Consider the following 18,626-nt stretch of genomic DNA (forward strand, 5'->3'; position numbering starts at 1 on the left):
GTGCCTACAGTTGTAGTACCCATAAATAAATAGCATTGAAATGGTGAATTAAGTCCCCCCGCGCACAGGCATGAGAAACATGAAGGTAGCGATTGTTAATCATCACCAGCAAAAATTAAGGCTGGCATCCAGGTGCGGTTTTATATTTTTTACAAAACGAGCTGTTCAAACGCTTCTTGACACTTCGTTGTGGGATAACAGCACTAAGACGACAAACAAATGGAGAGGTTTTCATCTTTATTAAGTATAACACCAATATAGTCATCCCATTTGTAGTGGAATTTTTCTTGAATCATGCAAGCATCAATAGAAGCCCTGCATTAATGCTTAACTTTTTATTTTCTAGAAAGACATCATAAGGGGTTAGGATTCCACATTTTAACAGTGCTTTTCCTATCTCAGTAAAGTCTGCTCTAGGCTTCTACTAAGCACTCAAAACTCTTGGGGGAGGCTTGTCGATGTTACATCCAGCGATATTTAACAGAATGAGACCGCTTAATAATTTTAAGATTTGTTTCATTTATTTCCATAAATAACCTAAACCTAAATTATCTAAAATCGAATAAATTGGCATAATATGAGGCGTTCCATAGCGCCTTACACACGCATAACTCGCATGACCATAACGATTCTAGAATCATAGCCGCCTAGCGCTCTCCCTTCCTTTCGTATGAGAATTGCTGATGGAAATAATACATAGGGGAACTCCAAAGGTACCTTATAAAAAGTAGGTGGATTGTGACCAAATCCTATACCAAAGAGGTTAAGTAAATGATTTTTTAGGTAGTCATAATTTTTTTCGCCATCATTTACGACATATAATGCATTCTAATGGATTCGCTATCGATAGAGCCTTATCAGCCGTCTCCAAAAGATAGATATCTGTTTTCTTTGCTATATTGTGGATGCCACGCTTTTTAAAATCACGCAATCCTTTACCTACTGTTATGGCACCTCGGGCTATGTGCACTAACAATCCCTGCTTTATTGCCCTTTAGTCCGCCAATCAAACCATTGCCGATTTTGTGTTTCACATCCCCACGACCAAAACGTTTTGCTACATCTCTTACATCTTTTATGCTACCAAGAATGCCCACATTGATAGATCCTGTCACATCAACAAAAGGCTTTTCAGATATCTCTTGTGTCTTAGAGATATCGCAGCTTTCCGAAAGCGTGATATTATTTCCAGCATCAACGTTGACATTACGCCCTGCCGAAACATTTGTCGGCTTGCATGTTTACATCATGATCAGCAGTAATCTGCAGATCTCTGCGGACTTTGAAATAGGATTGAACGGAGGTATTTTCTACTGATCGCCGTTATCTTTCGCACTCACAACCCCAACACCAACAGAAGCACCGCTTGCTGCTCTTTTCAAACTGAAAGCCAAAGCCTGTGCACTCTTCCTGTGTAGTTGAACTATGATTATTATAACCCACAAACACATTGACATCATGCGCTGCCGGAAGGTTAATATCCTCCCCCCCTGCAAGATCAGAGTCTACTACGCTCACATCTTTTTTCTTGACTGTAATGTTGATATTACAGTCAACATTGAGAGAAGAGCCTTGATGTTCAAAACGCTCTTCATTTTCTGTCTTTAATTCACTCCCGTATATCGAAACAAAATTTTTGCATGAATCCACACCAAAACCTGTTTTATACGTCTGTGAATGGCTACAATGATGGTCTGTCATGCGAACAATCGTCACACTTTCTCCCATTACATTGATATCTTGACCAGAAATCAGATGAGAAGCAGTAATCGTAGCATCTCCTTATACATCCATATCAATTTTACCCGTTGCCTCAAGGATAGAGGAAATCGTTGTGGTGTGCGTTTCAGAACTATGGGAAGATTTCTCGTGTAAAAAGCCACTTTCCGATGATTGTTTTTGCTGGTCGTAGTGTTCTTGAGCGCTTTTTATAGTAATATTGAATAATTTTGCACCAAAATACAGTTTCGGAGTGCATTTTGTCCCTCCTCCACTTGTGATAAAAATTACTCCCGTATCAATATTATAAAAAATAAGTTTGATCCTTGCTCTTTTGATCGCAAGAATAACAAGAATCGTAAAACTGCCACATGTTCATTATTCTCTTTAATTTACTCTTCTATTAAATTTTATTGTGATATCTTGCTGCTCTTTATTGAAGTTTTTGCAAATACAATGATACAATGCCTCCAATGACTTTATTATCCACTATTTTCTACCAACGCCAATCCTCTTTAAGAAAGAAATAATAGAAATGAAAAAACTTTAACCCTTTACCCCATAACAACCCAAATATCCTTTTAAAGGACACAGAGGACTCCAACCCTTCTTTTCAAGAAAAGACATAAAGATTTTATCTGTGCTTCTAAAAGCGATAGTCGTTTCTTAAACAACAAAATTTAAACAACCAATTTTTTAAAGAGCTTGTAAAACAATAAAAACAATTCTTGCGATAACTTCTTTTGTGTAACAGAACTCCATTAATACGTTTAGAAAAAGATATCTGCCTATAATCTTGTATCTAGTAAAATCTATTTGCACTGTTAGGCATTTTAACATGAAAGCCTTATATTTATATGATTTGGCCGTTACTATAAGCAATGGCTCACAAAAACTTCCAAAGCAAAATAATAACGAGCAGATTTTTTCAATCTAGATTGTTCTAATTTTTAGAGAATAACAATAAAACACCTGTTTTCCTGATAACATCAGCTATTTATTTTGAGTTTTATCTCTATTCACATTTTATTACATTTTCTTTTGTTTAAAATTATAAAGTTTAAATGCATAGAAACAAATAACAAGCCAAGCAATCCAACTAAAACCTATAATTAAAAGCGGTCGTGTTTCATCAAAATACCATAAGAGAATAAAAATAAAAACCATAAATAAAATAGAAAAAATTGATCCTATTGGCCAAAATGGAATTGGAAATTTTAAACTATTCTGTTCTTCTTTAGGCATCTTAATCCGCATAAAAATTTGTGAAAGTAGAATCATCATCCAAACAAAAACTGTCGCAAATGTTGCCATTGCAGCAATAAGAAAAAAAAGCTTTTCATGGTAAAAATAATTAAGGACAGCACCAAGAAGAAAAATACCGAAGATCATCAAAATAACAAAAATTGGTATACCATTTTTTGATAAATATTGAAACTTCTTTAAAGCATAACCTTCCTGCGATAAACCATGTATCATACGACAAGCACCATACATTCCACTATTCATTGCAGAAACAGCCGCTGTAACAACAACAATATTTAAGATATTTGCTGCATATGAAATCCCAAGATTTTCAAAAATGGATACAAAAGGGCTATCCATAAGACCAATCTCATCCCAAGGATAAAGTGACATTAAAATAGCCAACGTCATGACATAAAAAAGCAAAATACGAACTGGAGTAGAATTAATTGCCTTTGAAATTGTTTGATAAGGGTTTTGAACTTCCATAACTGCCATTCCAATGATTTCTATACCACCAAAAGCAAACACAACAACACTAAAGCAAGCTAAAAAACCAAACCAACCATTAGGAAAAATACCACCATTCTTCCATAAATTATGAACAGTAACAGTAGAAGAAACTGCACTTTCATTCCAACCACAAAAAATAATTACTATTCCTAAAATAATCATTGCAATGATAGCAATAACTTTAATAGAAGACAGCCAAAACTCTAGTTCACCATATACTTCTACGGCAGCTAAATTAATACCCGTGATAATTAACGTAATACTAAATGCCCATACCCAAGGAGCAACATCAGGATACCAAAAACCCATATAAGTCGCAAAAGCTGTAATATCAGCCAAACCAACAAGAATCATTTCAAATACATATGTCCATCCCGTTAAAAAACCTGCTAATGGCGATATGTAATTTGCCGCATAACGTGCAAAAGAACCAGGCAATGGATTATGAATAATCATCTCTCCTAAAGCCCGCATAACCATAAAAATAGCCAAACCAGCAATACAATAAGCAATCAAAACACTTGGACCCGCAAGCTTAATTGCCTGTGCAGACCCATAAAAAAGACCTGTTCCAATAGCAGAGCCAAGAGCTAAAAAAATAACTTGGCGCTTACTCATACCTCGTTTCAATTCATTTCGTGCCATTACTTTCCTTCTTTATTGAAATGTTGATGAAAATCCACACCACAATAACAGCTTTATGATAAATAAAGCCTCATGTTTCTCTTTCGAAGATATACTTTAAAAGCATTAAACAATAACCTTCCAAATGCTCTATCCTAGGCAATTAAAATACTTTTATTGCGAATGATTCAGCTTTTTATAGGCTAAGTTTTGTATCATTTTATTGAAATTACGTGATAATAAAATTTTTTATAATTGCCATTTAACTCATTTTTATATTTTCTATTTTTCTGCAAAAAATTTGGGGTTGAATGCAAAATAATATAAACATTTTTATTCATAAGGATAATTTATTGTTTTATATATTGAATTGCCCCCTCAATATCATAAGATTCTCTCTTTTCCAAACCTGTTCATATTGAAGTAATCAAAACTTTTCGTTTACACATTATAAGCGAGATTGATGTGTAAATAAAAAACACGTAAGGAAAGGAATAAAATGCCTTTTAATAAACTATCCCAAGTGCAAAAAACTGCCACACCTCAGGAAATGGATTGTCTGATAGTATCAACTCGTATCTTCGTAACATAAAAAATAATGATGCACTATTAATCTTATATTTTTCACGAGAGTTTTTAGATTATACCATTCACGGATGCAACCCTGAAATGTAAGCTTAAGTATTGAGGAAATATTTCCTTAAAACAAACCCGTGAATGCAAAAAATAACACTGTTTTACATGAGGGGCATATGCTTCTATTCATCATATGTATTTTTCAAAGCTATGAATAAAAACCTTAAATTGCTATCATCATATTCAAGAGAAACATGCATTAAACTTTCTATTAATACCGTATAAACCTTCTACACTTTTTAGCTTGTCATTTATCATAAACCGTATTCAACACCACATGCACTCATTTTTAAAACCAATTGATATAGCTTAATCAATGATAAAGTGAAACTCGCCATTCCTCAAAGGCGTAAGAAATTTTAGCCCCAGCCCATCTTTTAAAAACTCCAGCCGCTTTAAATACAAGCTTTCCAAGCAAAAGAGCAACTGCGGCAAATATCATCTTTTCAACCTTTGGTACAACAAGAGAGCGACTATTTTTTCCACTTCTTTGACCTGAAACACTCATGATAACTCCCCTTGTTAGCTGAACAAAAATATCTTTCTCCTGTGCCCATATAGCAATAAAACCCTCCTGTTGAGATCTTCCTCTCCAAAAATTCGCATGAACCTCCACAATTTGCGTAAAACAAACAACGATTGTCATCAAAATACATAGTAGACGATTTTTAGACATTTATTTTCCCTTTTTCGTGATTTAAAAATACAAAAATTATAAACCATCTTTTAAAAAGAGAAATACTCAATAAAAATATTAACTTTAGTGAGTAATAATAAATATAAAACGCTCATTCACAAACTTATCTAACTTAGATTATATCATAAGATAAGCATCTTAAAGAGATAAATTTAAATAAACACAATACATAACAGCCGATAAATGTAAAAATACTTATTAATTATTATAAAGATATATTCATTATCTCTCCAATTTTTTTATAAAGACCCCTCATAATTAGGTCTCTCCTTCTCTTTTAAACTCAAAAATAAATATTATTTAGGTTCTAATGAAGGAAAAATTGTTTCTGGTAAAACAGATAATAAGTGCCCTTCACGCACAAGTATATGTGCTTGATGAATATCTGAAGCCATATAGCGATCTTCCTTAAGAGAAGCAACATTTTTGCGTAAACATTCAATAACAGATTGCAAAAAAGTACTTGTTTTTAAAGGTGTACGATATTCAATTCCTTGTGCTGCAACAAGCGTTTCAATGCCAATAAGTGTAAAAAGATTTTCGCTCATTACCAATAACCGACGAGCTCCATGGCAAGCCATTGAAACATGATCTTCTTGATTAGCTGAAGTCGGTGTTGAATCAACGGAAGCAGGATAGGCCATTTGTTTATTTTCAGACATTAAAGCTGCTGCTGTTACTTCAGCAATCATAAAACCTGAATTAAGACCCGCATTATGAGCTAAAAAAGCTGGAAGTCCATAAGAAACTGCTGGATCAACCATCAAAGCAACACGACGTTGAGAAATAGATCCTATTTCACATAAAGCAAGAGCAATCTGATCAGCAGCAAACGCTACAGGTTCAGCATGAAAATTCCCACCTGATACAACTTCACCATTCCTTAAAATCAATGGATTATCTGTAACAGCATTTGCTTCAATAATCAGTGTTTTTGCTGCTGCTAGCAAAATATCAAAACATGCCCCCATGACCTGTGGCTGGCAACGTATACAATAAGGATCTTGTACACGCTCATCACCACGTAAATGTGCTGCACGAATTTCTGAATCCTCTACAAGCTTTTCTAATGTTTTCGATACAGCAATCTGCCCATAATGTCCTCGTAAAATATGGATATCAGGATGGAATGGCGCTGTTGATCCCATGATGGCATCTGTCGTCAAAGCCCCTGCCAACAATCCACCACACAATGCCCGATAACCTCGAAAAAGACCGGCAAGTGCAAGGGCTGTTGATGTTTGAGTCCCATTAATAAGAGCTAGACCTTCCTTTGCTTCTAAAATAATAGGGGACAATCCCGCTTTCTCTAATGCAACCGCTCCATTCATACGAATATTTTGAAAAAATGCTTCTCCTTCTCCCATCATAACAGCCGCCATGTGAGCAAGTGGAGCTAGATCACCTGAAGCACCAACAGACCCTTTTTCAGGGATGACAGGAATGACGCCCTTTGCAAGCATATTTTCCAGCAAATTTACCAATTCTAGACGAACTCCTGAAGCTCCTCTTCCTAAAGAGATAAGCTTTAAGCTCATTATCAAACGCACAATATTTTCAGCTAAAGGCTCTCCTACCCCACAACAATGGGACAAAATAAGATTTCTCTGTAAAACAGCGACATCGTCCGCATCAATTTTAATGGAAGCCAACTTCCCAAAACCAGTATTAATACCGTACACAGGCTCACTTCCAGCAGCAATTTCAGCAATGCGCTGAGCCCCTTTCTCGATAGCTAAATACGTGTCATTATGAAGTTTACTCACTTCACCATTAAAATAAATAGCTTCAAGTTCACTAAGCGTCACCTCGCTCGGTTTTAGTATAATAGTCATAATTTACTTTCTTTTTTAATCAAAGTATAATGTTTAGCATTATTGATCCTTCTGTAAAACAAAAAAACTATAAGGACTCTTTAAAACGAGAATGCTTTCTTAAAGGCATTCCTTACAATAGAGTCATTATCCAAAAGTAGAATAGTTAACGATAAATGAAAATGAAATATTGACAAGCACAACCAAGATCATGGATTTCAAAAATAGATAACGCATTAATTTATAATCATAATCTAGCATTATTCATATTAAATGTAGAGAGTCGAATATCTTAAGATTCCCTCATTCCAAATCTGTGTATGTTGAATCAATCAAAACTATTCCCTTGCACGTCATAAGCGAGATTGGCGTATGGATAAAACTGTACAAAAAAAGACTAAAAACTCCTCTTATGCACCGTCTCAAGTGTCAAGGGCTGTAGCACAACATTGGGAGATAGCAAAGTGTTTGATGGTGTAGGCTTATTCTTTTATGAAGCGTAAAGATGGAAGACTCAATGGATTTATCATTAAGCTATTCCCGCTAACCTTATAAAAAACTTAAATAGATAGCTGCCACAATCTATCATGATTGCGAAAATTAAACTCTATAGAAAATTAAAAACTTATTCAACACACCATAACGGAGAAGAAATTGAGCTTATTTGTCACTTCTAAAATTGTATTTAAAGCGCCAGATTGAAACCTGAAAAGCACATCTTCAATAAAACCGCACAAAACTCAGACTAACCCGTTATTTAAAATAGAAAATAAAAGAAGTTTTTTATATCAAAAAATTTAATTAACATATTGTTTTTATATTATCTTTAAAAAAGAGAAATGCTTCATATAACATATTTATATTTTACTTTTTTGTTATATTGAATCTGAATTTAGAGATAAGTTCAAAATTAGTTGTTTTTAAAGGTTTTTCAAGCCATTACACTTTTTACCACAAATTTCTGATTATGATAATTTTTGTACTTTTTCAGTTATTTTTGTCAAAATTTATTTAAAAAACTATCATTAATAATAAAAAACAAAGAATTATAACGTATTTCTATTCAATCTACCTCTTCCGATTTTATAAAATAATCCGTTTTTAAACTACAGTAAAGAAAGCGCTTCGATGCTATAATGAAGTTCATAAATTTTCTATTTAAAACTCTCTCATATTAAATGAACAATGAAAATCAGATGTAATAAGATGTCAATTTGAATGCTGAAGAAAAAACTGTCTCCCCCTCAAAATCTGCCTTAATAATGCGTTAATTTCCTGAATACCACCTACTCTGATGTGCTAAAAGAGCAAAAACAATCATCGATATCAGATTATCCTGCATACATATAGAGCTCACTTTGATACAAAAATTCCAAATTACCTAGCACTTCATATCTCTTTATTAATGCAACCAATTGCCGCAAATATTCTTCCCCATAGCAAGCGATAGCGCGTTGCGCTTGCGTTGAAGAGCGGCTCATTTCAATAAAAGCTTCAGATGGGATCATCAGCGTCCAATTGTGCGTATGAAAAAAATCTTTTCTAGATCTACCCCAAAGCCATCACTCATTTCCTGTAAAAAATCAAAATTACGATAATAACAGAAATAGTTCGGACTCATTTTCTCTAACAATGTCTTATAAGCCTCTAGAAATTCGCTATACTTGAAATCGCGATTATTTTGAATAACAGCCATGACACCATTGACTCGAAGTTGATCTGAAACAGAACAAAGCAACTTAGGACGATCCCTCCACTGAAACGCTTGCGCTGCAATGACACGATCGACCTCACCGATTTGAGGCAATAAGTCTTCGACACGGACATGATACCACTGCACCGTAAAAAATTTTCTTCGCCCCCTTCTTAATCATATCTGCCGATACATCGATAGCATGATATTGGTGCTCATTTCCTAAAATTTAACAATTCCCTCTAATGCGATACCTGTCCCAGCTCACACATCCACAATGGACAAATGCTTTTTGTTCTTAAGAGGACGATAACAATCATAATCATTAGCCAATCCATCAAACTTTTCACTTTGCCGTTGAACACTTTTATCACAGGATTTTCCCTCCTTCACAATTACTACCATACATAATTAAAAAGCTCTTTTTAGTCCTATGTATTAAGCATAATTTCTAAAGGAGGAAAAATAAGAACTGCCCTTACCTTCTATCTTTCCATAAGATTGATGCTTACATTTTTTCCTTTTCCAATTGTTATCTGCATGTTATGAAACACAAAAATACTACGAAAATAATATAATTTTCTGTAATAATAAGTGATATGAATATTATTGATCTTTTATAAGATGGCATCTATAGTATCATTATTATTTTAATATCAACAAGTCACTTAAGCGTGCCTAAAACGCATAGAGATATCAATTTATTGATAAATATGCCTGTTTATAAAATTCAAAATACTTTCCACCAAGAAGATAAACCCTATATAATACATAAAATACCTGTGGAGACATCTTTATGTTAAATGTACAAACTTTTTCAATGTTTAAAATATTAAAACAATTTCCAATCGTGATTTTTTTGGCATGGTTAGTGCCATTTTTAAGTGGGTGCGGATTTAATACGATACCAACAAATGAAGAAAAAGCACATGCAGCATGGAGTGAAGTGCTCAATCAATATCAACGTCGTACAGATCTCATCCCCAATCTTGTAGAAACAGTTAAAGCTTACGCAGCTCATGAACAAAGCGTTTTCACAAATGTAATTGAAGCACGTGCCAAAGCAACGCAAGTCAACATTAATGCAGATATGTTGAATAATCCGGAAGTTATGCAGCAATATCTCAAAAATCAAGCAAACTTATCAAGTGCACTTTCGCGGCTTATGGCTGTTGTCGAAAACTATCCAGATCTTAAAGCAAACCAGAACTTTCTTGCTCTTCAATCACAATTAGAAGGAACAGAAAACCGTATTTCCGTTGCACGCCGCGATTATATTGAAACAGTCCGTGCCTACAATACTGCACTCAAAACAATGCCGACGATGATTTGGGCAAAATTATGGTTTCGTGATGCTAAGCCTATGCCTACTTTTACCATCGATACTGATAGCCAACAAACACCAAAGGTTAATTTTAATTAATGAAACTATTTCAACACTCTATACAACGTCGTACTTTTCTACGTTTATGGATTCCTTTGAGTATTCTATATTTGATCATTGCATTGGGGAATGTCACTTACGCATACACTAAATTTCCTCCCTTAACTGGCTATATCAACGATATGGCTCATTTACTTGATCATGCAACACAAAGAAATTTAACGGAAAAGCTAGCTACACTCGAAGAGAAAACAGGAGATCAAATTGTTCTTGTGACGCTCCCTACTCTTTCGGGCAATGATATAGAAACATACAGCAATTCTCTTTTTCGTACATGGAGATTAGGTCAAAAACAAATCAATAACGGCATACTAATCGTCATTGCACCAAATGAACGCAAAGCACGTATTGAAGTAGGCTACGGTCTAGAAGGAGAACTAACAGATGCCATTTCCTCTGTCATTATTAATAGCTTCATGATTCCTAATTTTCGTGAAGGAGATTATCAAAAAGGAATTGTCGAATCCGTTCATGCAATTATCAAAGTGATCACACAAAGTGATGCTGATTTTTCTTTTCGAATCAATCAAAAAGCTAAAGCTGTTGAAGAACAACGTAAACAAGCTGAAAAAGAAGAAATGATTATAAATACAATCATGTTTCTCATTCTCTTTATAGTCGTTGGTTTGCCCATTCTTGCTATGATTTTTGGTAAAAAAATAGGTCCACGAAAGTATCTTTGGATGGGTATTGTCTTCACTCCTTGGTTTTTAAATTTAAATGTGAGCGGTAGAGGTTCTGGTGGAATCTTTGGTGGACATTCAGGGGGAGGAGGATTCAGAGGTGGTGGTGGATCATCAGGTGGTGGCGGAGCAACAGGAAGATGGTAAAAAGAATATAACAATTTTTTTAATAAAATTCATTGCACTTCTTATGAACTATCTCTTAATCTTATTCTTTTTTATTTTTCTGATTATAATACAAACTCAAACATCAGGATCAATATTACCCATGACATTTGAATTGAAACATAAGGATCGTAATCACTTATCACATCATTTTAATGCAGTTTTAGGAAGTCCACCCGTTGAATGGAAGATAAGTGATCATCTAGTTGAGTATCCTGAAGCTCTGCGTTATATGCAAGAACGTGTAGAAAAAATTCTTGCAAAAACCGCGCATGAACAAGTTTGGCTTCTTGAACACCCTTCCCTTTACACAGCGGGGACGAGTGCAAATAAAAAAGATCTTTTGGCGCCTGATTTATTCCCTGTTTATGAAGCAGGACGTGGAGGTGAATTTACATATCACGGTCCAGGACAGCGCATTGCTTATATTATGCTTGATCTTAAACGCCGAAAACAAGACATTCGTGCTTTCATTAGTGCATTAGAAGAATGGATCATACAGATGCTTGCAAACTTTAATATTAAAGGCGAACGCAGAGAAGATCGCGTTGGTGTCTGGGTTCAACAGTCTCATTGCCCATCAAAAAAAAATGATCTTTCTTCCGAAGATAAAATTGCAGCTATTGGCATTCGAGTGCGCAAATGGATAAGTTTTCATGGAGTTTCTATCAATGTTAATCCTAATTTAGCCCATTATTCAGGAATTGTTCCTTGTGGAATTACAAACCACGGTGTAACAAGCTTTCTTGATCTAGGTTGCCCTGTAACAATGCATGATATTGATATTGCTCTCAAACACGCTTTTGAACAAATTTTTGGTCCAACAATTGATGTTTCCTAAGTGCATTGATTTTTAAATAAAAAACAGGCATAAAATTATTTTAATAAATATTTTATTTTATGAGGTAGATAGTTAAACGCTATGAGCGATAACAAAAAGGATCTTTTTAGTGTTTTAGATAAAGCCCAATCTCGGGTAAATACAAAAGAAAACACTCTGCAGTCTCCAATGAAATCAAAAGCGATGATTTCAAAAAAAAGTGCAAAAGATACGCAAGAAGATGACTATAATGCCCTCTCTATTCGAGTGCTTGAGGGTTTAGAGCCCGTACGTTTACGCCCTGGAATGTATATTGGCGGAACAGACAGTAAAGCGCTTCATCATTTATTTGCCGAAATTATTGATAACGCGATGGATGAAGCTGTTGCGGGTTATGCAGATTCCATTGAGGTCTCATTAGATAGGAAGGGTTATATAACCGTTACAGATAATGGACGCGGTATTCCTGTCGAAAATCATCCTCAAATGCCTGAGAAATCTACTCTTGAAGTTATTATGACACAACTCCACTCAGGGGGAAAATTTGATGGAAAGGCTTATCAAACTGCAGGTGGACTTCATGGAGTAGGAATTTCTGTCGTCAATGCTCTTTCTGATGATATGGAAGTTGAAGTTGCACGAGAACGAAAACTTTACCGCCAACGTTTCTCACGCGGTATTCCTCAATCTGGATTGGAAGATCTGGGAGATGTTTATAATCGTCGTGGTACGCGCGTTCATTTTCATCCTGATCGTGAAATTTTTGGTGAAAAAGCAGCTTTTGATCCAGAAAAAATCTATAAGATGACATGCTCAAAAGCTTATCTTTTTGGTGGCGTAAAAATTCGCTGGACTTGTGATCCCGTTATACTTGAAGGCGCAAAAAATATTCCTGAAAAAGCTGTTTTTCATTTCCCCAATGGACTTGAAGACTATTTACTCTCATCACTAAAAGATGAATATCGAGTAACGTCAGAAATTTTTTCTGGCAAAACACAACAAAATAATAGCCATGGCTCCGTTGAATGGGCTATCGCTTGGCATGGTGGTGATTCTTGTGTGCAATCTTACTGCAATACGATTCCTACAGGAGAAGGCGGAACACACGAAATAGGATTACGTCAAGCTCTTTTGCGTGGATTGAAATCCTACGCTGAGTTAATAGGAAACAAGCGCGCAGCAATTATTACGTCTGACGATATTATGATTTCAACAGCCGCGATACTTTCAGTCTTTATCAGTAACCCTGAATTTGTTGGACAAACAAAAGATCGATTAGCAACCATTGAAGCACAGCGTATCGTTGAGAATGCAATCCGTGATCCTTTTGATCATTGGTTAGCAAATTCCCCGCAAGAAGCAACAAAACTTCTTGATTGGGTTATTGAACGTGCTGAAGAACGTGTTAGACGACGCCAAGATAGAGAAATAAGTCGAAAAACTGCTGTCCGTAAATTACGTCTGCCCGGTAAACTTGCAGATTGTAGCCAGAACCATGCGGTGGGTGCTGAACTATTCATTGTTGAAGGGGATTCAGCAGGAGGATCTGCTAAACAAGCAAGAAATAGAGCAAACCAAGCAATTTTACCTCTTCGTGGTAAAATCTTAAATGTCGCCAGTGCTGCACATGAAAAAATGAACTCAAGCCAAACAATTAGCGATCTTATCCTTGCTCTTGGGTGTGGTACACGCTCCAAGTATCGTGAAAAAGATCTCAGATATGAACGTATTATCATCATGACAGATGCTGATGTTGATGGTGCTCATATTGCATCACTGCTCATTACCTTCTTCTTTCAAGAAATGCCCGACCTTATTCATCAGGGACATTTATATCTCGCCGTCCCTCCCCTTTATAGAATATCGCAAGGAGGAAAAGTTGCTTATGCACGCGATGACATCCATAAAGATGAATTGCTCAAAACTGAATTTACTGGAAAAGCTAAAATCGAAATCGGGCGTTTTAAAGGGCTGGGTGAAATGCGCGCGGAACAACTTAAAGAAACGACTATGCATCCTCAAAAACGTACATTGCTTCGTGTTTCTATTGATGCCGTGGAAATGCAAGAAACGAAAAAGACTGTAGAAAGCCTCATGGGAACAAAACCAGAAGCACGATTTCGTTTCATACAAGAAAATTCTACTTTTGCTTCTAATCTAGACATCTAATGTAAAAAATATCCCTTTCAAACAATTGCGGCTGCGTCAATCACGCGCAGTTGCGGATTGGTCGTTCCATTCCAATAATTCAAACTAAGATGACCAGCTAAATGAATCATTTCACCAATATTTTCAAAAAGAAAATCACCAAGTGATGTCCCTACAGCACGAAAAGCTATTCCTTGCAGTTTTTTTCCTTCAACATTAGATACAATGAGGCGAAGATGTCCTTTACCAACTTCAGATAGATTCACCAATCGATGAGAGGGAAGAACAAAAATAGGTGTTGCGTTCCCTGTCCCAAATGGCCCTGCTTTTTCAAGCAACTCAAACAGCGCTTCATTAACACCAGAAGCAGAAAGAGAGCCATCTATACTAAGAGATTTTTTTGCACGCAACTGTGAAACCATTAAAGAAACTTTTTCTTCTAGCCATTTCCGAAAGATTTCAATTTTCGTTGATTGAATTGTAATTCCTGCTGCCATACTATGTCCCCCTCCTTTTTCTAATAAATTTAATGTAACAGCTTCACGAACGAGTGCTCCTAAATCTATACCATTAATTGAGCGTCCCGACCCTACGCCATTTCCATCTTCTTTCAAAGCAATAGCAAAAACAGGACAAAAAAAACGCTCTTTGAGACGAGAAGCAAGAATACCAATAATTCCCGGATGCCATTCTTTATGAAAAATTACAAGCGATAATGGCATTTCTTGATCTTGATAAAGAGAAGTAATGTAAGATTCCGCTTGTGCTAATTGAATGTTCTCCATTTCTTGGCGTTCTTGATTAAGCCGATCTAATTGTTCTGCTATTCTGTCCGCTTCATCTTTATTCTCACAGCTAAGCAAACGTGCTCCCAAAGCTTGATCACCAATGCGCCCTCCTGCATTAATTCTAGGACCTAACAAAAAACCTAAATGAAAACTATTAAGCGGCTCCCCTATTCGTGCAACCTTTGTTAAAGCTGTTATTCCTAGATTATGCATAGAACGAGCAACTTGAAGCCCTTTTATCACAAAAGCACGATTAACCCCCTGTAATGGAACGACATCACATATAGTTGCCAATGCAACAAGATCAAGCATACTTAAGAGATCAGGCAGCTGCCCTGAGAATTGTTTTTTCCGCAGCAAATGATGAACCCAAGCTAATGTAACAAAAACAACGCCCGCTGCACATAAATGCCCCTGTTTAGAAAAATCATCAGGGCGATTAGGATTGACAAGAGCAACGGCTTCTTGATGAATCTCTGACATTTGATGATGATCTAAAATCACAACATCAGCACCAGCAAGCCTCGCTGCTTTTACTGCATCTGGACTGTTTGCGCCACAATCAACAGTGATAATTAACCGAGCGCCTTCTTGCACAAGCATCCTCATTGCTTGTTCATTCGGACCATAGCCTTCAACAATACGATCAGGAATATAAATTTTGACTTCAATACCAAAATAACGAAAAAAACGCGCTATAAGTGCCGAAGAACAAGCACCATCAACATCATAATCACCAAAAACAGCAACCTGTTCTTGATTGAGAAGAGCCTTAACAATACGCTCTGCAGCGCATTGCATATCCCTAAAACTTTCTGGATCAGGCATAAGCGTACGTAATGTTGGATTAATAAAAGCAACAGCCTCAGCCTCATCCACATCTCTTGCTGAAAGTACTCGAGCTAACTGATCTGGAAAACCAAATTTTTGAGAAATAGCGCGCGCATTATTTATCCCTTGAACATCAAGGGCATCTAACCAAGCTTGACCACAAGCAGAAGATTCAACATTGAGAAAATAAGGAGACCGCTGCATTATTGCTTATTTTACAATGAAGAACAATAAAATACAATCATGCGTTAAAGATAAAATAGTCTTTTGCAACATTCATTTTAAGTTTAAATTGTCCGCAAACTTCTTTTAAAGAGGTATTATGGTACCATTCTTATAACATATTGTTTTTAAAGTTTTTATTTTCTCTTGACGTCAATCAAAAGACATTATATCAGAGAAAGTAGTATGCGTTAAATATTTCGCTATGGTAACAATTTTCAACGCAAAACAGTAAAAATTCCCTTATATTAAAAGGGTTCTAATAAAGGATACTTCTATGGCAACTTTTTCACAAAAGCCAACTGAAGTGGTGAAAAAATGGGTTATTATTGACGCAGAAAACCTTGTTTTAGGTCGTCTTGCCACATTTGTTGCTAACCGCTTACGTGGCAAACATAAAGCTACATTTACTCCACATGTTGATGATGGTGACAACGTGATTGTCATTAATGCAGATAAAATAGCTCTCACTGGCAAAAAATATACGGATAAAAAATATTATTGGCATACCGGCTATATTGGTGGAATCAAACAACGTACAGCACGTCAACTTCTTGAGGGGCGTTTTCCCGAACGCGTTATTGAAAAAGCGGTAGAGCGCATGATTCCTCGTGGTCCTCTTGGTCGTCGTCAATTAAAGAATCTACGTGTTTACGCTGGAAACCAACATCCACATGAAGCACAACAGCCTGAATCTCTTGATGTTGGTGCTTTAAACCGCAAAAACAAAAGGATTGCTTGATTATGGCTGAAATTAATTCTCTTTCTGAGCTTAGCATAGTAACAAGTATTACAGAAACACATGAAAATGTTGTTCCTGCCCACGTGCAAAAGCTTGATTCACAAGGACGTGCTTACGCAACAGGAAAGCGTAAAGACGCTGTTGCACGTGTATGGATTAAACCAGGCTCTGGAAAAATCACGATCAACAATAAGGAATTTGACAAATATTTTGCTCGTCCTGTTCTTCGAATGATTCTTCGTCAACCAATTGTTGCAACAAACAGGGATACCCAGTTTGATATTATTGCAACCGTTGCAGGTGGTGGTCTTTCCGGACAAGCCGGTGCAGTGCGCCATGGAATTTCCAAAGCTTTAACCTATTACGAACCAGAACTTCGCTCAATCTTGAAAAAAGGTGGTTTTCTTACCCGTGATAGCCGTGTTGTTGAACGTAAAAAATACGGTAAAGCAAAAGCACGTCGTTCTTTCCAATTCTCAAAGCGTTAATTTCAATTTTTGTACAATGCATAAAGCCTCGGACAAAAACGGGGCTTTTTTTTAACTGCTAAAACAGACGTTTCGTAGAGAAAAATTTATATCTGTTAGAAAAAAAAGAAGGCAAAACAACCGCGTCTCCTTAGACAAGAGCTAAAAAATAGATCAAAAAATGCAAAACCTCAGTTTCAATTTTTTTAAACTTGTATTCTGCTAATAGACATATCCACGTGCTAGAATACAAAAATATCTGTAAATATAACTTTAGTTATCTCATAAGCTTTTCAATGCCTTTTTCTATCATCACTTAACAAGCTTCAGTCCAAAAAATGCTTTACCATTGTGATAAAATGCGGGACAGAAATAGGTTTTGACATATATTCTTCACATCCACTTGCACGAATTCGTTCTTCATCCCCTTTCATAGCAAAAGCTGTTACAGCAACAACGGGAATCGATCTTAGTTCTTCATCTTCTTTTAATTGTTTAATAACATCTATTCCAGAGACCTCTGGCAACTGGATATCCACAAGGATAAGAGACGGCATTGATGAACGCGCCAAATCTAATGCCATAAGACCATTCCGCGTTTCAATGGTTTCATAGCCACTCGCTTCTACGAGATCACGGAATAGCTTCATATTAAGCTCATTATCTTCCACGATCATGACTTTTTTTGACATTAGTATAACTTCCATCCTTCTTAAACAAAATAGAAATGAATCTACATTCTCTTTGCTTAAGATAAAATGATAAAAAAAATATCAACCACAAACTTAGCTCAAATGCGTATTTTGAAGAGGGAAAAATTTAAGTAGCCTTTAAAATAGCTGATTAATTAAATTTAATGTGCCATATATTGCCATCCCCCAAAAACATCTTAAGGATAAACTTATCAATATCATTAAGAATAAGATATAAATAAACCGTGATTAAATATCACGGTTTATTTATATGAAATATTCAACAACAAAACAATTCAAAGTTCATCAAGTAAAGTATCTTTTAATTCAAAGCCCATGCACTATGAGCAAGAGCATCGAACATTCTTCCACCTGTCGTTCTTTCAGGACTCGATGGCGTTCTAGTAAAGAAATATACAAGATATGCGACTAAACCAAAAATTAATGTCTCTATCCCCATTAAAATCGCGACTTTTTGGACATTTTTCTCAGCACCTTGTCCTCCAAATTGGCTAATAATCATATCAACAGCTTTAATAACTCTATTTTCATGTGTCATTACAGAAATGAAACCAGCATTTTGAAATCTACCATTTAAAGAATCGGCATTGGCTCCTAAAATCTGTGAAAAGAAAATAGCTACTGCAACTACACATAATACACAATGCTTAAATATTTTCATC

Annotated in this window: 13 protein-coding genes and 3 pseudogenes; 6 read left to right on the forward strand and 10 right to left on the reverse strand. The window is 35.8% G+C overall.

The window, feature by feature from the left end; genetic code table 11:
- Nucleotides 1–115 precede the first annotated feature (115 nt).
- From ACFIJ0_RS08025 to ACFIJ0_RS08060, 7 genes and pseudogenes are all read right to left on the reverse strand, one after another.
- Nucleotides 116–520: pseudogene (locus ACFIJ0_RS08025) on the reverse strand (hypothetical protein).
- A 469-nt stretch (nt 521–989) separates the two neighbouring features.
- Nucleotides 990–1,941, reverse strand: a pseudogene (locus tag ACFIJ0_RS08840) (hemagglutinin repeat-containing protein); the annotation flags it as partial.
- 807 nt (nt 1,942–2,748) lie between these two features.
- Nucleotides 2,749–4,122 carry an amino acid permease gene (locus ACFIJ0_RS08040; protein ID WP_375644304.1) on the reverse strand — a complete coding sequence of 458 codons (1,374 nt, stop codon included), beginning with the start codon at nt 4,120–4,122 and terminating at the stop codon, nt 2,749–2,751.
- A gap of 928 nt (nt 4,123–5,050) precedes the next feature.
- A complete protein-coding gene (locus ACFIJ0_RS08045; RefSeq protein ID WP_375624023.1) occupies nt 5,051–5,413 on the reverse strand; it encodes a hypothetical protein in 363 nt (120 codons plus the stop codon).
- A gap of 317 nt (nt 5,414–5,730) precedes the next feature.
- Complete coding sequence (gene hutH, locus ACFIJ0_RS08050; protein ID WP_375624025.1) at nt 5,731–7,269, reverse strand: histidine ammonia-lyase; 1,539 nt, start codon at nt 7,267–7,269, stop codon at nt 5,731–5,733.
- A 1,310-nt stretch (nt 7,270–8,579) separates the two neighbouring features.
- Nucleotides 8,580–9,193: pseudogene (locus ACFIJ0_RS08055) on the reverse strand (class I SAM-dependent methyltransferase).
- 12 nt (nt 9,194–9,205) lie between these two features.
- A complete protein-coding gene (locus ACFIJ0_RS08060; RefSeq protein ID WP_375624027.1) occupies nt 9,206–9,346 on the reverse strand; it encodes a hypothetical protein in 141 nt (46 codons plus the stop codon).
- 391 nt (nt 9,347–9,737) lie between these two features.
- Between ACFIJ0_RS08060 and ACFIJ0_RS08065 the strand changes: the two genes are divergently transcribed.
- The 4 genes from ACFIJ0_RS08065 to parE all read left to right on the forward strand — a co-directional run bounded on the left by ACFIJ0_RS08065 (nt 9,738) and on the right by parE (nt 14,222).
- Complete coding sequence (locus ACFIJ0_RS08065; protein ID WP_375624029.1) at nt 9,738–10,364, forward strand: LemA family protein; 627 nt, start codon at nt 9,738–9,740, stop codon at nt 10,362–10,364.
- Nucleotides 10,364–11,215, forward strand: a complete 852-nt coding sequence (locus tag ACFIJ0_RS08070; RefSeq protein WP_375624031.1) for a TPM domain-containing protein — start codon at nt 10,364–10,366, stop codon at nt 11,213–11,215. Before ACFIJ0_RS08065 ends, ACFIJ0_RS08070 begins: the two co-directional genes overlap by 1 nt.
- A gap of 121 nt (nt 11,216–11,336) precedes the next feature.
- Nucleotides 11,337–12,074 carry a lipoyl(octanoyl) transferase LipB gene (gene lipB / locus ACFIJ0_RS08075; RefSeq protein ID WP_375624033.1) on the forward strand — a complete coding sequence of 246 codons (738 nt, stop codon included), beginning with the start codon at nt 11,337–11,339 and terminating at the stop codon, nt 12,072–12,074.
- 81 nt (nt 12,075–12,155) lie between these two features.
- On the forward strand, nt 12,156–14,222 hold the full coding sequence (gene parE / locus ACFIJ0_RS08080; RefSeq protein WP_375644305.1) for a DNA topoisomerase IV subunit B: 2,067 nt from the start codon (nt 12,156–12,158) through the stop codon (nt 14,220–14,222).
- A gap of 17 nt (nt 14,223–14,239) precedes the next feature.
- Here parE and recJ read toward each other — a convergent pair whose 3' ends face one another.
- The gene (gene recJ, locus ACFIJ0_RS08085; RefSeq protein WP_375644306.1) at nt 14,240–16,024 is read right to left on the reverse strand and encodes a single-stranded-DNA-specific exonuclease RecJ; all 1,785 of its coding nucleotides are present in this window, start codon (nt 16,022–16,024) and stop codon (nt 14,240–14,242) included.
- Between the two features lie 295 nt (nt 16,025–16,319).
- Between recJ and rplM the strand changes: the two genes are divergently transcribed.
- The gene (rplM, locus tag ACFIJ0_RS08090; RefSeq protein WP_375606694.1) at nt 16,320–16,784 is read left to right on the forward strand and encodes a 50S ribosomal protein L13; all 465 of its coding nucleotides are present in this window, start codon (nt 16,320–16,322) and stop codon (nt 16,782–16,784) included.
- A 2-nt stretch (nt 16,785–16,786) separates the two neighbouring features.
- Entirely contained in the window at nt 16,787–17,272 is a 486-nt protein-coding gene (gene rpsI, locus ACFIJ0_RS08095) for a 30S ribosomal protein S9 (RefSeq protein ID WP_375624039.1), read from the forward strand.
- Nucleotides 17,273–17,577: 305 nt separating this feature from the next.
- On the opposite strand, the gene ACFIJ0_RS08100 is transcribed toward rpsI, so the two are convergent.
- Both ACFIJ0_RS08100 and ACFIJ0_RS08105 read right to left on the reverse strand, forming a co-directional pair.
- The gene (locus tag ACFIJ0_RS08100; RefSeq protein WP_015856546.1) at nt 17,578–17,943 is read right to left on the reverse strand and encodes a response regulator; all 366 of its coding nucleotides are present in this window, start codon (nt 17,941–17,943) and stop codon (nt 17,578–17,580) included.
- Between the two features lie 322 nt (nt 17,944–18,265).
- Nucleotides 18,266–18,625, reverse strand: coding sequence for a hypothetical protein (locus ACFIJ0_RS08105; RefSeq protein WP_375624108.1), 360 nt, complete (start codon nt 18,623–18,625; stop codon nt 18,266–18,268).
- Between the last annotated feature and the right edge of the window lies 1 nt (nt 18,626).

It is taken from the genome of Bartonella sp. OC68QHHN, from assembly GCF_042193875.1.
GTDB lineage: Bacteria > Pseudomonadota > Alphaproteobacteria > Rhizobiales > Rhizobiaceae > Bartonella > Bartonella grahamii_A.

What these genes read in the sequence shown, in the direction of transcription:
- ACFIJ0_RS08040 (WP_375644304.1), bottom strand. Translation starts at nt 4,122, where the DNA reads ATGGCACGAAATGAATTGAAACGAGGTATGAGTAAGCGCCAAGTTATT.
- ACFIJ0_RS08045 (WP_375624023.1), bottom strand. Translation starts at nt 5,413, where the DNA reads ATGTCTAAAAATCGTCTACTATGTATTTTGATGACAATCGTTGTTTGT.
- hutH (WP_375624025.1), bottom strand. Translation starts at nt 7,269, where the DNA reads ATGACTATTATACTAAAACCGAGCGAGGTGACGCTTAGTGAACTTGAA.
- ACFIJ0_RS08060 (WP_375624027.1), bottom strand. Translation starts at nt 9,346, where the DNA reads ATGGTAGTAATTGTGAAGGAGGGAAAATCCTGTGATAAAAGTGTTCAA.
- ACFIJ0_RS08065 (WP_375624029.1), top strand. Translation starts at nt 9,738, where the DNA reads ATGTTAAATGTACAAACTTTTTCAATGTTTAAAATATTAAAACAATTT.
- ACFIJ0_RS08070 (WP_375624031.1), top strand. Translation starts at nt 10,364, where the DNA reads ATGAAACTATTTCAACACTCTATACAACGTCGTACTTTTCTACGTTTA.
- lipB (WP_375624033.1), top strand. Translation starts at nt 11,337, where the DNA reads ATGACATTTGAATTGAAACATAAGGATCGTAATCACTTATCACATCAT.
- parE (WP_375644305.1), top strand. Translation starts at nt 12,156, where the DNA reads ATGAGCGATAACAAAAAGGATCTTTTTAGTGTTTTAGATAAAGCCCAA.
- recJ (WP_375644306.1), bottom strand. Translation starts at nt 16,024, where the DNA reads ATGCAGCGGTCTCCTTATTTTCTCAATGTTGAATCTTCTGCTTGTGGT.
- rplM (WP_375606694.1), top strand. Translation starts at nt 16,320, where the DNA reads ATGGCAACTTTTTCACAAAAGCCAACTGAAGTGGTGAAAAAATGGGTT.
- rpsI (WP_375624039.1), top strand. Translation starts at nt 16,787, where the DNA reads ATGGCTGAAATTAATTCTCTTTCTGAGCTTAGCATAGTAACAAGTATT.
- ACFIJ0_RS08100 (WP_015856546.1), bottom strand. Translation starts at nt 17,943, where the DNA reads ATGTCAAAAAAAGTCATGATCGTGGAAGATAATGAGCTTAATATGAAG.
- ACFIJ0_RS08105 (WP_375624108.1), bottom strand. Translation starts at nt 18,625, where the DNA reads ATGAAAATATTTAAGCATTGTGTATTATGTGTAGTTGCAGTAGCTATT.